Source organism: Bacillus sp. JH7 (assembly GCF_001563515.1).
Classification (GTDB): Bacteria; Bacillota; Bacilli; order Bacillales; family Bacillaceae_G; genus Bacillus_A; species Bacillus_A cereus.
Genome location: NZ_LPUS01000001.1, coordinates 1,023,666 through 1,039,619 on the forward strand (window position 1 = coordinate 1,023,666; position 15,954 = coordinate 1,039,619).

The following is a 15,954-nucleotide window of genomic DNA, read 5'->3' on the forward strand; positions in this document are numbered from 1 at the left end:
GGAGTTTACCATGGGTTTCCCTTGCTAGTGATAGCATGTTAAAAAACCTTGTGAACCTTATTGCCTAAGGGTGTAACTATCCATATAGTTGCTAACGGTGAAGCCCACCATTATTTAGGGTAATACCGTGCCAAGCTCCATAGTGATATGGGGAAGGTGTAGAGACTACCGAAAAGGACTTTTAGTTAACTGAGTAGGGTACGGCAGATGATAGGCTACTGCTGGAAGTGCAAGGCTCTCTGTAAAGAGATGAAGAGATAGTCCAGACTATAGAGATGGAAAATCTATAGATAGTGCCAGAAACAACTCCAGGTGGTCGTGCGTTGAAATTCTATTCAACTGTCCGTCTTGAAGTGCGTCGTGCGGAGCAATTAAAGCAAGGTAACGACATCGTTGGTAATAAAACAAAAGTAAAAGTAGTGAAAAATAAAGTAGCACCACCATTCCGTGTTGCGGAAGTTGATATTATGTACGGAGAAGGTATTTCAAGAGAAGGTGAAATCTTGGATATGGCTTCTGAGCTTGATATCGTTCAAAAGAGCGGTGCTTGGTATTCTTATAATGAAGAACGCCTAGGACAAGGTCGTGAAAATTCGAAGCAGTTCTTAAAAGAAAATACAGATTTAAGAGAAGAAATTGCCTTCTTTATTCGTGAGCATCACGGAATTAGTGAAGATTCTGGTGCTGAGGGCGCAGAAGATTCAACTCTTCTTGATTAAAAAAATAAAAGACACGGTCTCGTGTCTTTTATTTTTTTATCTACTATTAAGGAGCATAATACTATAGATAAAAATATTTTTTGACTTCAAATGGGTTGTGTAAAGAAGGATATGTAAATATTTTAAGTAAAGAAATGGGAATTACTAAGGTTTTCCAGTATAATAGGCTCCTTACTTTTCAAATTTAGGTCACATTCAAGGCTGAAGGTAAAGAAAGTAAAAGTAGACAACGCTTGACAATGAAAATTACGATAGATACAATGAGAATGTATATTTTTTCTTATATACGATATACTCTTCTCAAGAAGAGAAGTAATATTCGGAGTAAGGTTTAAATCTTACCGAAATAATAATATGACATTTTAATTGTGAAATGAAGAAAGTCCCTTAAAAAAGCGGGACGACGGTCTTTGCTGTATGTTGTAATTCAATGTACATGCCGACAGTCTTTTTTCATTCATAGCAAGGGGAGGTGAAATCATGAGTAGTACAGTTTGGATACTCATCTCCATTTTGCTTGCAACAACAGTCGGTGCAGTTGTTGGCTTTTTTGTTCGAAAGTCTATTGCTGAAGCGAAGATTAATGGTGCGGCTAATGAAGCAAAACGTATTCTAGACGAAGCGAATCGTGAGGCTGAAGCACTTAAGAAAGAAGCGCTTTTAGAAGCAAAGGATGAAATTCATACACTTCGTACAGAAGCTGAATTAGAAATTCGTGACCGTAGAAGCGAATTACAAAAACAAGAAAATCGTTTAATGCAAAAAGAAGAGAACCTTGATCGTAAAGACGAAACGCTCGATAAACGCGAGCAACAGTTAGAGAAGAAAGAGGAATCTCTTGTAGCGAGACAACAACAGATTGAAGAGTTGGAAAGCAAAGTGGGAGAGTTAGTTCAAAAGCAACAAACAGAATTAGAGCGCATTTCCAATCTGACACGCGAACAAGCGAAAGCAATTATTCTTGGTAAAGTAGAAAATGAAGTTTCTCATGAAATCGCTGTTATGGTAAAAGAAAGTGAAGTTCGCGCGAAAGAAGAAGCGGATAAGAAAGCAAAAGAGATTTTATCTCTTGCAATGCAAAGATGTGCAGCTGATCATGTTGCTGAAACAACCGTTTCGGTTGTAAATCTTCCAAATGACGAAATGAAGGGACGTATTATCGGGCGTGAAGGTCGTAATATTCGTACGTTAGAAACGCTAACGGGTATTGACTTAATTATCGATGATACACCAGAGGCGGTAATCCTTTCTGGATTCGACCCAATTCGTCGTGAAACAGCTCGTATCGCTCTTGATAAACTAGTACAGGACGGACGTATTCACCCAGCGCGTATTGAAGAGATGGTCGAAAAATCAAGACGTGAAGTGGACGAGTATATTCGCGAAGTCGGAGAGCAAACAACGTTTGAAGTGGGTGTTCATGGATTACATCCAGATTTAATTAAAATTTTAGGTCGTTTAAAATACCGTACAAGTTATGGTCAAAACGTCTTAAAACACTCTATGGAAGTTGCATATTTAACTGGACTTATGGCGGCAGAGCTTGGCGAGGATGAAAAACTAGCAAGACGTGCAGGTCTATTACATGATATCGGAAAAGCGATTGACCATGAAGTAGAAGGAAGCCACGTTGAAATTGGTGTTGAACTTGCAACGAAATATAAAGAGCATCCTGTAGTTATAAACAGTATCGCATCTCACCATGGTGACACAGAACCAACTTCTATCATTGCAGTTTTAGTTGCAGCAGCAGATGCTTTATCAGCTGCAAGACCGGGAGCTCGTAGTGAAACACTTGAAAACTATATTCGTCGTCTTGAAAAGTTAGAAGAGATTTCAGAGTCTTATGAAGGCGTTGAAAAATCATTTGCAATTCAAGCAGGACGTGAAGTTCGTATTTTGGTAAAACCAGATACAATCGATGACTTAGAAGCTCATCGTTTAGCTCGTGATATCCGAAAACGTATTGAAAATGAACTGGATTACCCAGGACATATTAAAGTAACTGTTATTCGTGAAACACGTGCAGTGGAATACGCAAAATAAAGTGGTGAAACACCACTTTATTTTTTTGTGTTGGAATTGGATAAAATAAAGACAGTTAGTTATATAGCATAAAAGTGAAACAAACTTATAATAAAGATATTATAAGGAATTTACTTGATGCTATAGCAATAAAAAATGCAGTACATAGAAAGGGTAAGACATATGAGAATATTATTTGTTGGGGATGTAGTAGGATCTCCTGGTAGAGGTATGATTCAACAATACGTACCGGCATTAAAGAAAAAATATACACCTACAGTAACAATCATTAATGGAGAAAATGCAGCAGGTGGCCGTGGGATTACAGAAAAAATATATCGAAACTTTTTAGAGTGTGGGGCGCAGGCAGTTACACTTGGAAACCACGCTTGGGATAATCGTGAAGTATTTGAATTCATCGATGATGCAAAATATCTTGCAAGACCAGCTAACTTCCCAGAAGGAACTCCAGGAAAAGGACTTATCTTTGTGAACTGTAATGGAACAGAAGTTGCAGTTATTAATTTACAAGGACGTACTTTCCTTCCTCCAATTGATTGTCCATTCCGTAAAGTGGATGAATTAATTAATATTGCGAAAAAACGTACGAATATTATATTTGTTGATTTCCATGCGGAGACTACAAGTGAAAAACAAGCGCTAGGTTGGTATGTAGATGGACGTGCTACAGCAGTAGTAGGTACGCATACGCATGTCCCTACAGCGGATAACCGTATTTTACCAAGCGGAACGGCATACATTACAGATGTTGGGATGACAGGGCCGTATGACGGAATATTAGGTATGGACAGAGAAGCAGTATTGAAGAAGTTTTTAACAAACTTACCAGTACGATTTGAAGTAACAAATGGTAGAACGCAATTAAGTGCAGTGTTAATTGATGTGGATCCAAATACAGGAAGAGCAAAGAAAATTGAACGTATTTTAATTAATGATGATCAACCATTTTTTGAGTAAATTTTCGTTAAATTTTAGATAAGTTATTATATTTTAATTTTTTAGAAAAATTACGAAAATTTAGCAGGAATACGCGCCATTCCTCGTGAATATAAGTTAAAGTGAAATAATTGCTAATACTTTTTAAAGAAACGAGGAGGAAACGCGGAATGGAAATATTAAAAGTTAAAGCAACGTCGGTCCCTAATTCTGTAGCTGGTGCACTTGCAGGTGTTATTCGCGAACGCGGAACAGCAGAAATTCAAGCTATTGGTGCAGGTGCATTGAACCAAGCTGTAAAGGCAGTAGCAATCGCAAGAGGATTTGTAGCGCCTAGTGGTTTGGACCTGATTTGTATCCCAGCGTTTACAGATATTATGATTGATGGCGAAGAGCGTACAGCAATAAAATTAATTGTAGAACCTCGTTAAGTTTAAACAACCTGTTTGCAGTATGCAAACAGGTTGTTTTTATAATGGAGGAATGAAAATGAAAATTTTTGATGCTCATTGTGACGTGCTTCTTCAGTTATGGAGTGCACAAGGGAAAAGGGATTTTAAAGATGATTCACAATTACATATTACATTTGAACAGTTAAAGAGAAGAAAAGGAAGTATACAATGTTTTGCTATATATGTACCAGAAACAGTGGCATATGAAAACCGATTTGAAGTAGCATTACAAATGGTAGATATTTTTTATAATGAGATTTTATCCCTACCAGGTGTGAAGTTTATTCAGACAAAAGATGATATTAACATATTAAAACAGGACGAGATTGGAGCGATATTAACAATAGAAGGATGCGAAGCAATTGGAAAAGATGCAATGAAATTACGGTTGTTGTATCGCCTAGGAGTACGTTCTTTTGGACTAACATGGAATTATGCCAATCTCTTAGCTGATGGTGCGCTAGAGACACGTGGGGCGGGTTTAACGACTTTTGGTAAACATGTTGTACAAGAACTGAATACGTTACATGTATGGACTGATGTGTCTCATTTGAATGAAAGAAGTTTTTGGGATGTTATAGAGATTGCAAAAAATCCTATTGCTTCCCACTCAAATTGTATGAAACTTTGCGAGCACCCACGTAATTTAAACGATGAACAACTTAAAGCTCTTATAAAGCGAAATGGCATGATTGGTGTCACTTTTGTACCGCAGTTTCTAACAAATGAAAAACAAGCGAATGTAGCAGATATAGTAAGACATATCGAATATATTTGTTCATTAGGTGGAGAGCGCAATATAGGATTTGGTTCCGATTTTGATGGGATTTTAGAAACAGTTGTAAATGTATCAGCGTATCGAGATTATGAAAATGTAATGAATGAGCTTTGTAAACACTATGCTGCATCTACTGTAGAACGATTTTTATATGATAATTTTGTAGAACATATGAGTTTTTAAATCCCGATTTAAAATTCAGAAAAATTAAAATTAATTCATTTGATTTTATTGCTTTTTTTAAGACCTAATACTAGAATGAAAAACAAAATAGCTTTATACTAAAGATTCAGGGAAATCAGAAGAGGCATAATTTGCGTCCGTTGTAGTTTATTTGCATAAAAAATGCTAAACTATTACTGTAAAAAAATACACTACAATGAATGCAGCCAAAAGGGGTGTAGGAGATGATTAGTCAACTTTCATGGAAAGTTGGAGGCCAACAAGGTGAAGGAATTGAAAGTACAGGAGAAATCTTCTGTATTGCATTAAACCGATTAGGATATTACCTATACGGTTACCGCCACTTCTCATCACGTATAAAAGGCGGCCATACAAATAATAAAATTCGTGTAAGTACAACAGAAGTACGAGCGATCTCAGATGATTTAGATATTTTAATTGCTTTTGACCAAGAAACAATTGATTTTAATTTCCACGAACTACGTCCAGGTGGAATTGTAGTTGCGGATGCGAAATTTAATCCAACAATACCTGACAATACAGATGTAAATCTATATGTGATACCGTTTACAGATATTGCTTCAGAATTAGGCACATCATTAATGAAAAACATGGTTGCTGTTGGAGCATCAAGTGCAGTATTAGGATTAGATGAAACAGCTTATTTAGATGTTGTTGAAGAAATCTTTGGTCGTAAAGGAGAGCAAGTCGTTCAAAAGAATATGGACGCAATTAAACGCGGCTCTCAATATATGAAAGAATTACTAGGCGAGAAAGTAAACATGATGCAGCTTGAAAAAGCTGATGGTAAAAAACGCATGTTTATGATTGGAAACGATGCAATCGCATTTGGTGCGGTAGCTGGTGGTGCTCGTTTTATGTCAGCATACCCAATCACACCTGCATCAGAAATTATGGAATACTTAATTAAAAAATTACCGAAAGTCGGCGGAACAGTAATCCAAACTGAGGATGAAATCGCAGCTTGTACAATGGCAATCGGTGCAAACTATGCTGGTGTTCGTACATTAACGGCATCTGCTGGTCCTGGTCTTTCATTAATGATGGAAGCAATCGGTTTAGCGGGTATTACAGAAACCCCATTAGTAATTGTTGATACACAACGTGGCGGCCCAAGTACAGGATTACCAACGAAACAAGAACAGTCTGACTTAATGGCGATGATTTACGGTACGCATGGTGAAATTCCAAAAATCGTAATGGCGCCAAGTACAGTTGAAGAAGCTTTCTATGACATTGTAGAAGCATTTAACTTATCTGAAGAATATCAAGTTCCTGTTATTTTCTTAACAGATTTACAGCTTTCGTTAGGAAAACAAACAGTAGAACCACTTAAATTAGATAAAGTGGAAATTCGTCGTGGTAAGCTTGATTTAGAAGCAGAATTACCAGAACGTGAAAATAAAGCATACTTCAAGCGTTATGAAGTAACAGAAGACGGCGTTTCACCACGTGTTTTACCTGGTATGAAAAATGGTGTTCACCATGTTACAGGTGTAGAACATGATGAAACTGGAAAACCGTCGGAATCAGCAATAAACCGTAAAGATCAAATGGACAAACGTTTCCGTAAAATGGAGAACTTGAAGTTTAATACCCCTGTTTATAAAAATGTTAAGCATGAAGAAGCAGACGTATTGCTTGTTGGATTTAACTCAACTCGTGGTGCGATCGAAGAGGCAATGACGCGTTTAGAACAAGAGGGTATGAAAGTAAACCATGCTCATGTGCGTTTAATTCACCCGTTCCCAACAGCTGAAATCGATCCACTTGTGAAAAAGGCGAAGCGTGTTGTAGTAGTAGAAAACAATGCAACAGGTCAGCTTGCTAACATTATGAAAATGAATCTTGGTAATGGTGAGAAAATTTCTAGTCTTTTAAAATATGATGGAAACCCATTCTTGCCGAAAGAGATTTACAACGAATGCAAAAAAGGGGTTGTATTAAATGGCAACATTTAAGGACTTTCGTAACAGTGTAAAGCCAAACTGGTGCCCAGGTTGCGGAGACTTCTCAGTGCAAGCTGCAATTCAACGTGCGGCAGCTAACGTTGGCCTAAATCCAGATGAACTTGCTGTTATTTCTGGTATCGGCTGTTCAGGCCGTATTTCAGGTTATATTAATTCATATGGTGTGCATAGTATTCATGGTCGTGCCCTTCCGATTGCACAAGGTGTGAAAATGGCAAATCGTGATTTAACAGTTATCGCTTCAGGTGGTGACGGTGATGGATTTGCGATTGGTATGGGACATACAATCCATTCTATTCGTCGTAATATCGACATTACGTACATCGTAATGGATAACCAAATTTATGGATTAACAAAAGGGCAAACTTCACCACGTAGTGAAGCTGGATTTAAAACGAAAAGCACACCACAAGGTTCAATTGAACCATCACTAAATGTAATGGAAATGGCCTTAACAGCTGGTGCGACATTTGTGGCGCAAAGCTTTTCGAGTGATTTAAAAGAATTAACACAAATTATTGAAGCTGGTATTAACCATAAAGGATTTTCATTAATTAACGTATTTAGCCCATGTGTTACTTACAATAAAGTAAATACTTACGATTGGTTTAAAGAGAACTTAACGAAACTAAGCACAGTAGAGGGATATGATCCATCTAATCGCATGATGGCTATGCAAACTTTAATGGAAAATAACGGTTTAGTAACAGGGTTAATTTATCAAAATACTAAGCAACCATCATATCAAGAACTTGTTAAAGGCTATAGTGAAGAGCCTTTAGTGAAATCTGATTTAAATATGGATCAGAAAATGTTTGATGAGCTTGTTGCTGAATTTATGTAATGTAAGAAAAAAAGGTTGCCGATTTGGCAACCTTTTTTTATGTACAAAATATAGGGTAGCCTTATTTACTTAGAAAATTCAGAATGATAAAATAATATATAAATCGTTGTATGAAAATGGCAAGTTCATTGCTTATGAAATGTAAGGTAATAAAAGGCCTTTGTATTGTTAAGATTGGCGAAACACGTCATACTATGGTAATGTTTATAGGGATAAAGCAATATGCTTTTGGGTAGGACAACAAGAAATGATAAAAAGGGAATGTCTATTTGCGTGGGGAAGACTTCATTCTTATGAATGATTAGATTGATTACTCAAGTTTCAAAGGACAAGTTATCTCTCCAGCTATCTAACCATTTTTGAGGTGAGTCTAAGCGCATTAAAATGGACTATAGAGTGTGTATAGTTAAGGGTGAAAGGAGATTACCGATGAACGAGCAACAACGATTAGCAAGTCAACAAGCAAATTCCTCTATGAAAAAAGAAGAGAAAGATTATAGTAAATACTTTGAAAGTGTATATCAACCACCTTCCTTAAAGGATGCGAAAAAGCGTGGGAAAGAAGAAGTTAAAATTGAACGGGATTTTGGCTTACCTGAAGAGTTTCGCAATTTTGGTACAGGAAGAAAGTTCTATATTCGTACATATGGTTGTCAAATGAATGAGCATGATACGGAAGTAATGGCAGGTATTTTCACAGCACTTGGATATGAACCAACTTTTTCAACTGAGGATGCAGATGTAGTTTTATTAAACACTTGTGCAATTCGTGAAAATGCTGAAAATAAGGTGTTTGGTGAGCTAGGCCATTTAAAGTCACTCAAACGAAGAAATCCAGACCTTTTAATTGGTGTATGTGGTTGTATGTCTCAAGAGGAATCTGTTGTAAATAAAATTATGCAAAAAAATCAGCATGTAGATATGGTATTTGGAACGCATAATATTCATAGACTACCGTACATTCTAAAAGATGCGATGTTCTCGAAAGAGACGGTAGTTGAAGTATGGTCAAAAGAAGGTGACGTAATTGAAAACCTTCCGAAAGTACGTCGTGGTGATATTAAAGCTTGGGTAAATATTATGTATGGCTGTGATAAATTCTGTACGTATTGTATTGTACCGTATACACGCGGAAAAGAGCGAAGTAGACGTCCAGAAGATATTATCCAAGAGATTCGTCATTTAGCTGCAAATGGTTATAAAGAAATTACGTTACTTGGACAAAACGTAAATGCATATGGTAAAGACTTTGAAGATATAGAATACGGTCTTGGCGATTTAATGGACGAACTTCGTAAAGTTGATATTGCCCGTATTCGTTTTACAACGAGCCATCCACGTGATTTCGATGATCACTTAATTGAAGTGCTTGGAAAAGGTGGCAACCTAGTAGAACATATCCATTTACCAGTTCAATCTGGAAGTACAGATATGCTGAAAATTATGGCACGTAAATATTCGCGTGAGCATTATTTAGAACTTGTAAGAAAAATTAAAGAAGCAATTCCAGATGTAGTATTAACAACAGATATTATCGTTGGTTTTCCAAATGAAACAGATGAGCAATTTGAAGAAACGATGTCGTTATATCGTGAAGTAGGGTTTGATACTGCCTTTACATTCATTTATTCTCCTCGCGAAGGTACACCAGCTGCAAAAATGAAAGATAATGTACCGATGGAAGTAAAGAAAGAACGTCTTCAGCGCTTAAATACACTAGTAAATACGTTGGCAATTGAAAAGAATAGTCGTTACAAAGGTCAAATTGTAGAAGTGTTAGTTGATGGGGAAAGTAAAAATAATCCGGAAGTACTTGCAGGTTATACTCGTACGAATAAACTTGTAAACTTCGTCGCTTCAAAATCTTTAATTGGTCAGCTTGTGAAAGTGAAAATAACGGAAGCAAAAACTTGGTCTCTTAACGGGGAATTAGTTGAAGAGCCGATTGAGGTGAAATAATAGATGAAAGTATATTCGAAAGATGACATTGTTGAACAAGCGAAAGAATTAGCAAAAATGATTTCTGAAACAGAAGAAGTTGATTTTTTTAAGAAAGCAGAGGCGCAAATTCATAAAAATGAAAATGTAAAGCGCGCAATCGATGAAATTAAAGCACTGCAAAAACAAGCAGTAAACTTGCAACATTACGGGAAATGGGAAGCTTTAAAAAAGGTAGAAGCTGAAATTGATGCATTGCAAGATAAGTTAGACAGTATTCCAGTCGTACAACAATTTAAATCTTCACAAACATACGTAAATGACTTATTACAGTTAGTTGCTAGTACAATTTCTAACAACGTAACAGATGAAATATTAATTTCAACTGGTGGCGATGTACTAAAGGGTGAAACTGGCGCAGCGGTAGAAAGTAAAAAAGGAAATTGTGGTTGTTAAAGAGATGTCATATTGACATCTCTTTTTTTTTGTGGATTAAACGTAAGTTCTTCTCAAAAAAAGAATGACACATTCCGCTATTGTCACGCATATGATTAAGTGAATAGTGATTGAGGAGGGTTACGAATGTCCGAATTTAGAGAGATTATTACAAAAGCAGTGGTTGGAAAAGGACGTAAGTATACAAAGTCAACGCATACATGTGAATCGAATAATGAGCCAACAAGTATTTTAGGGTGCTGGGTAATTAACCACTCGTACGAAGCAAGAAAGAATGGAAAACATGTGGAAATTGAAGGTTTCTATGATGTGAACACTTGGTATTCATTTGATGGAAATACAAAGACTGAAGTTGTAACAGAACGTGTGAACTACACGGACGAAGTAAGTATTGGTTATCGTGATAAAAACTTTTCTGGTGACGATTTAGAAATTATTGCTCGTGTTATTCAGCCGCCAAATTGTTTAGAAGCACTTGTATCACCAAATGGTAATAAAATTGTTGTAACTGTAGAACGTGAATTTGTAACAGAAGTAGTTGGAGAAACGAAAATTTGTGTAAGTGTAAATCCTGAAGGCTGCGTAGAATCAGATGATGATTTCCAAATTGCTGATGATGAATTTGAAGAATTAGATCCGAACTTTATAGTTGATGCAGAAGAAGAGTAATAGAAAGCTAGGGAGAAGTTCTTCCTAGCTTTTTACTTTACATAAGTGGGGCTGAATGAACATGATTCTTTATGAAATATGTTATAATGAAGAAAGACTCCTGAAATAGGAGATAAGAGTGTCCGTGAAATGCGACATATATGAAAATAGATTATCATGTAAGAATTATGGAGGAAAAGTATGACTCAATATACGCCTATGATACAGCAATATTTAAAGGTTAAGGCAGATTATCAAGATGCCTTTTTATTTTTTCGCTTAGGCGATTTTTATGAAATGTTCTTTGAGGATGCTGTAAAAGCAGCTCATGAACTTGAAATTACATTAACGAGCCGAGATGGCGGTAGTAGTGAACGTATACCAATGTGCGGTGTACCGTATCATGCGGCTAAAAACTATATTGAACAACTTGTTGAAAAAGGATATAAAGTAGCTGTTTGTGAGCAAGTAGAAGATCCGAAAACAGCTAAAGGTGTAGTACGTCGTGAAGTAGTACAATTAATTACGCCAGGAACGATGATGGAAGGGCGTACAATTGATGAGAAAGAAAATAACTTCTTAGCCGCATTAACACATTTTGAAGATGGATCATATGCATTAGCTTGTAACGACTTAACGACTGGACAAAATACAGTAACGTTATTGACTGGTTCAGTAGAAGATATTTTATTAGAAGTGTATGCAACTGGTTCGAAAGAAATTGTTGTTGATTCTTCATTTTCTAAAGATGAACTAAACAAGTTAACTGAAACATTGAAAATGACGATTTCGTATGAAGATGCAACGGCAATTCCGGAAGGATTAGAACATCTTGTGAAAAATGTTTCACAAGCAAAATTAATTAAAGCAGTTGGACGTTTATTTAACTATGTAATAAGAACGCAAAAACGTTCTTTAGATCATTTGCAACCAGTAGAAATTTATTATACGAATCAATTTATGAAAATTGATGTACATTCAAAGCGGAATTTAGAACTGACAGAAACACTTCGAACGAAAGAAAAAACAGGATCACTATTATGGTTATTGGACAAGACGAAAACAGCTATGGGTGGTCGTATGTTAAAACAGTGGATGGAACGTCCACTTATACAGAAAGAAAGAATTGAAGAGCGTTTAGAAATGGTTGAAACGTTTGTAAATGATTACTTCTTACGTGAAGATTTAAAGGAAAAGTTAAAAGAAGTATATGATTTAGAACGCTTAGCAGGAAAAGTTGCATTTGGTAACGTAAATGCAAGAGACTTATTACAATTAAGACGTTCATTGCTTCAAGTACCAGCTATTTTAGAAGCAATTAGTTTGTTAGATAACGCTTATGCATCGAGATTAATTCAAGGTGCAGATCCATGTGAAAGCTTAACAGAATTACTAGGAAGAAGTATTCAAGAAAACCCACCGCTTTCGATTAAAGATGGAGATATTATTAAAGATGGTTATAATGACAAGCTTGATCAATATCGTTACGTTAGTAAAAACGGGAAAACGTGGATTGCTGAGCTTGAAAAAAGAGAACGTGATATTACCGGAATTAAATCATTAAAAATCGGATACAACCGTATTTTCGGTTACTACATTGAAGTAACGAAAGCGAATCTTGCAGCACTTCCAGAAGGTCGCTATGAGCGTAAACAGACGCTTGCTAATGCTGAACGTTTCATTACAGATGAACTGAAAGAAAAAGAAACGTTAATCTTAGAAGCTGAAGAAAAAATTGTACAGCTAGAATACGATTTATTTACAGCACTTCGTGAAGAAGTAAAAGTATTTATTCCGAAATTACAACATTTAGCGAAAGTAATTAGTGAATTAGACGTACTGCAAAGTTTTGCAACAGTTAGTGAAGAAGAACAGTTTGTAAAACCTGTACTGACAACGAAGCGCGAAATCTTTATTAAAGATGGTCGTCATCCTGTTGTTGAAAAAGTATTGAACGGGAAATTGTATGTACCGAATGATTGTATTATGCCAGAGAATATGGATGTCTTTTTAATTACAGGGCCGAACATGTCTGGTAAAAGTACGTATATGAGACAATTAGCACTTGTAACGGTTATGTCGCAAATCGGTTGTTTCGTACCAGCAACAGAAGCAGTATTACCTGTATTTGACCAAATCTTTACGAGAATTGGTGCAGCGGATGATTTAATTTCAGGTCAAAGTACATTTATGGTCGAAATGTTAGAAGCGAAAAATGCAATTGCAAACGCATCAGAAAGAAGTTTAATTTTATTCGATGAAATTGGACGCGGTACATCTACGTATGATGGTATGGCACTTGCACAAGCGATTATTGAACATATTCATGACCAAATTGGTGCAAAAACGTTATTCTCTACGCATTATCACGAATTGACGGTGTTAGAAGAGAGTTTAAATCAACTGAAAAATGTACACGTTTCAGCAATTGAAGAGAATGGAAAAGTAGTATTCCTTCATAAAATTCAAGATGGAGCAGCTGATAAAAGTTACGGAATTCACGTTGCGCAACTTGCGGAGCTTCCAGATAGCCTAATCGCTCGTGCGAAAGAAGTGTTAGCACAGCTAGAAGGACAGGAAGAAATTATTATTCCAAAGCGAGTAGAAGTGAAAGTACAAGAAGCTACTCCAGAACCTGTAGTTGTAAAAGAAGAAATAGCAGAAATACAGGAAACGAAAGTAGAGACTGAAGAAGAATCGCAACTATCTTTCTTTGGAGGAGAACAGTCTTCGAAGAAACAAGAAAAGCCTCTGCTAGATCAAAAAGAAACAGCAGTACTGGCGCAAATTAAAAAAATCGATTTACTTGATATGACACCTTTAGAAGCGATGAACGAATTGTATCGCTTACAGAAAAAGTTAAAGAAAGGATGAGTAAGTAGATGGGGAAAATTCGCAAACTCGATGACCAACTCTCTAACTTAATTGCGGCAGGGGAAGTAGTAGAGCGCCCTGCTTCAGTCGTAAAAGAACTTGTGGAAAATTCTATCGATGCGAATAGTACATCTATTGAAATCCACTTAGAAGAAGCTGGGTTATCGAAAATTCGTATCATTGATAATGGTGATGGTATTGCAGAAGAAGACTGTATCGTCGCTTTTGAACGCCATGCAACGAGTAAAATTAAAGATGAAAACGATCTGTTCCGCATAAGAACACTCGGTTTCCGCGGTGAGGCATTGCCAAGTATTGCCTCAGTTAGTGAATTAGAATTAATTACTAGCACAGGTGATGCGCCTGGTACACACCTTATTATTAAAGGTGGAGACATTATAAAGCAAGAGAAGACTGCGAGCCGAAAAGGAACAGATATTACAGTACAAAACTTATTCTTTAATACACCAGCACGTCTTAAATATATGAAAACCATTCATACAGAGCTCGGAAATATTACAGATATCGTGTATCGTATTGCAATGTCACATCCAGAAGTATCGTTAAAACTATTTCATAATGAAAAGAAATTGCTTCATACGTCAGGTAACGGTGATGTAAGACAAGTACTTGCATCGATTTACAGTATTCAAGTTGCTAAGAAGCTTGTTCCAATTGAAGCTGAATCTTTAGACTTTACAATTAAAGGTTATGTAACATTACCAGAAGTAACGAGAGCATCTCGTAATTATATGTCAACGATTGTAAATGGTCGTTACGTTCGAAACTTTGTATTAATGAAAGCAATTCAGCAAGGATACCATACATTACTGCCAGTTGGCCGGTATCCAATTGGTTTCTTATCGATTGAAATGGATCCAATGCTAGTTGACGTTAACGTACATCCAGCGAAATTAGAAGTTCGTTTTAGTAAAGAACAAGAATTGCTAAAGCTGATCGAAGAAACATTGCAAGCTGCATTTAAAAAAATACAGCTTATTCCAGATGCAGGTGTAACAACGAAGAAAAAAGAAAAAGACGAAAGTGTGCAAGAACAGTTCCAGTTTGAGCATGCGAAGCCAAAAGAACCATCTATGCCGGACATCGTTTTACCGACTGGCATGGATGCAAAACAAGAAGAACCGCGGGCTGTGAAACAGCCTGCGCAGCTTTGGCAACCACCGAAGCAAGAATGGCAACCACCACAGTCGCTCGTGAGAGAAGAACAAAGTTGGCAACCATCCACTAAACCGATAATCGAAGAGCCAATTCAAGAAGAGAAATCGTGGGACAGTAATGAAGAGGACTTTGAACTAGAGGAATTAGAAGAAGAAGTTCGGGAAATAAAAGAGATTGAGATGAACGGGAATGACTTACCACCGCTTTATCCAATTGGACAAATGCATGGAACATATATTTTCGCTCAAAATGATAAAGGATTATATATGATTGACCAGCATGCCGCGCAGGAACGTATTAATTATGAATACTTCCGTGATAAAGTAGGAAGAGTAGCGCAAGAAGTACAAGAGTTACTTGTACCGTACCGTATTGATCTATCTCTTACTGAATTTTTACGTGTCGAAGAACAGTTAGAAGAACTAAAAAAAGTCGGGCTATTTTTAGAACAATTCGGCCATCAATCCTTTATCGTCCGCTCGCATCCAACATGGTTCCCGAAAGGACAAGAAACAGAAATCATCGATGAAATGATGGAGCAAGTTGTTAAACTAAAAAAAGTTGATATTAAAAAGTTACGTGAAGAAGCAGCCATCATGATGAGCTGTAAAGCATCCATTAAAGCGAATCAATATTTAACGAACGATCAAATATTTGCTTTACTGGAAGAACTACGTACAACAACAAACCCGTACACATGCCCGCACGGAAGACCAATTCTTGTGCATCATTCTACTTATGAGTTGGAGAAGATGTTTAAGAGGGTTATGTAGAGTGAATAGATTACATATGAAAAGGGAGTAACATTTACTGTTGCTCCCTTTTCATATGTAGATTTAATTGTAAACGAGAATATGGTGGAGTAATTTTGTATTGTATTTCTTGGTTGCGTTAACTTAAATTTATCTAT

11 protein-coding genes and 1 pseudogene are annotated in these 15,954 nt (G+C 36.5%); all 12 read left to right on the plus strand.

The window, feature by feature from the left end:
* Positions 1-296: 296 nt before the first annotated feature.
* A pseudogene (locus AU379_RS05455) lies at positions 297-719 on the plus strand (DNA recombination/repair protein RecA); the annotation flags it as partial.
* 480 nt (positions 720-1,199) lie between these two features.
* Positions 1,200-2,765 (plus strand): ribonuclease Y, encoded by a 1,566-nt coding sequence (gene rny / locus AU379_RS05460; RefSeq protein ID WP_000099770.1) that lies wholly within the window; start codon positions 1,200-1,202, stop codon positions 2,763-2,765.
* A 162-nt stretch (positions 2,766-2,927) separates the two neighbouring features.
* A complete protein-coding gene (locus AU379_RS05465) occupies positions 2,928-3,722 on the plus strand; it encodes a TIGR00282 family metallophosphoesterase (RefSeq protein WP_061138988.1) in 795 nt (264 codons plus the stop codon).
* Between the two features lie 149 nt (positions 3,723-3,871).
* Entirely contained in the window at positions 3,872-4,132 is a 261-nt protein-coding gene (spoVS, locus tag AU379_RS05470; protein ID WP_000404341.1) for a stage V sporulation protein SpoVS, read from the plus strand.
* A 58-nt stretch (positions 4,133-4,190) separates the two neighbouring features.
* Entirely contained in the window at positions 4,191-5,114 is a 924-nt protein-coding gene (locus AU379_RS05475; RefSeq protein ID WP_000688038.1) for a dipeptidase, read from the plus strand.
* A 224-nt stretch (positions 5,115-5,338) separates the two neighbouring features.
* Positions 5,339-7,096, plus strand: coding sequence for a 2-oxoacid:acceptor oxidoreductase subunit alpha (locus tag AU379_RS05480; RefSeq protein WP_000625417.1), 1,758 nt, complete (start codon positions 5,339-5,341; stop codon positions 7,094-7,096).
* Entirely contained in the window at positions 7,083-7,949 is an 867-nt protein-coding gene (locus AU379_RS05485; protein WP_000190155.1) for a 2-oxoacid:ferredoxin oxidoreductase subunit beta, read from the plus strand. Before AU379_RS05480 ends, AU379_RS05485 begins: the two co-directional genes overlap by 14 nt.
* Before the next feature lie 429 nt (positions 7,950-8,378).
* Entirely contained in the window at positions 8,379-9,908 is a 1,530-nt protein-coding gene (gene miaB / locus AU379_RS05490; protein WP_001005375.1) for a tRNA (N6-isopentenyl adenosine(37)-C2)-methylthiotransferase MiaB, read from the plus strand.
* 3 nt (positions 9,909-9,911) lie between these two features.
* Entirely contained in the window at positions 9,912-10,343 is a 432-nt protein-coding gene (locus AU379_RS05495; protein WP_000870461.1) for a RicAFT regulatory complex protein RicA family protein, read from the plus strand.
* A 126-nt stretch (positions 10,344-10,469) separates the two neighbouring features.
* Positions 10,470-11,012, plus strand: a complete 543-nt coding sequence (gene cotE, locus AU379_RS05500; protein ID WP_001288799.1) for an outer spore coat protein CotE — start codon at positions 10,470-10,472, stop codon at positions 11,010-11,012.
* Positions 11,013-11,192: 180 nt separating this feature from the next.
* Positions 11,193-13,865, plus strand: a complete 2,673-nt coding sequence (gene mutS / locus AU379_RS05505; protein WP_000196029.1) for a DNA mismatch repair protein MutS — start codon at positions 11,193-11,195, stop codon at positions 13,863-13,865.
* Positions 13,866-13,873: 8 nt separating this feature from the next.
* The gene (gene mutL, locus AU379_RS05510; protein ID WP_000516467.1) at positions 13,874-15,817 is read left to right on the plus strand and encodes a DNA mismatch repair endonuclease MutL; all 1,944 of its coding nucleotides are present in this window, start codon (positions 13,874-13,876) and stop codon (positions 15,815-15,817) included.
* Positions 15,818-15,954: the final 137 nt, after the last annotated feature.

Excerpts from the sequence above, each read along its gene's own strand:
- rny (WP_000099770.1), top strand. The coding sequence starts at position 1,200 with ATGAGTAGTACAGTTTGGATACTCATCTCCATTTTGCTTGCAACAACA.
- AU379_RS05465 (WP_061138988.1), top strand. The coding sequence starts at position 2,928 with ATGAGAATATTATTTGTTGGGGATGTAGTAGGATCTCCTGGTAGAGGT.
- spoVS (WP_000404341.1), top strand. The coding sequence starts at position 3,872 with ATGGAAATATTAAAAGTTAAAGCAACGTCGGTCCCTAATTCTGTAGCT.
- AU379_RS05475 (WP_000688038.1), top strand. The coding sequence starts at position 4,191 with ATGAAAATTTTTGATGCTCATTGTGACGTGCTTCTTCAGTTATGGAGT.
- AU379_RS05480 (WP_000625417.1), top strand. The coding sequence starts at position 5,339 with ATGATTAGTCAACTTTCATGGAAAGTTGGAGGCCAACAAGGTGAAGGA.
- AU379_RS05485 (WP_000190155.1), top strand. The coding sequence starts at position 7,083 with ATGGCAACATTTAAGGACTTTCGTAACAGTGTAAAGCCAAACTGGTGC.
- miaB (WP_001005375.1), top strand. The coding sequence starts at position 8,379 with ATGAACGAGCAACAACGATTAGCAAGTCAACAAGCAAATTCCTCTATG.
- AU379_RS05495 (WP_000870461.1), top strand. The coding sequence starts at position 9,912 with ATGAAAGTATATTCGAAAGATGACATTGTTGAACAAGCGAAAGAATTA.
- cotE (WP_001288799.1), top strand. The coding sequence starts at position 10,470 with ATGTCCGAATTTAGAGAGATTATTACAAAAGCAGTGGTTGGAAAAGGA.
- mutS (WP_000196029.1), top strand. The coding sequence starts at position 11,193 with ATGACTCAATATACGCCTATGATACAGCAATATTTAAAGGTTAAGGCA.
- mutL (WP_000516467.1), top strand. The coding sequence starts at position 13,874 with ATGGGGAAAATTCGCAAACTCGATGACCAACTCTCTAACTTAATTGCG.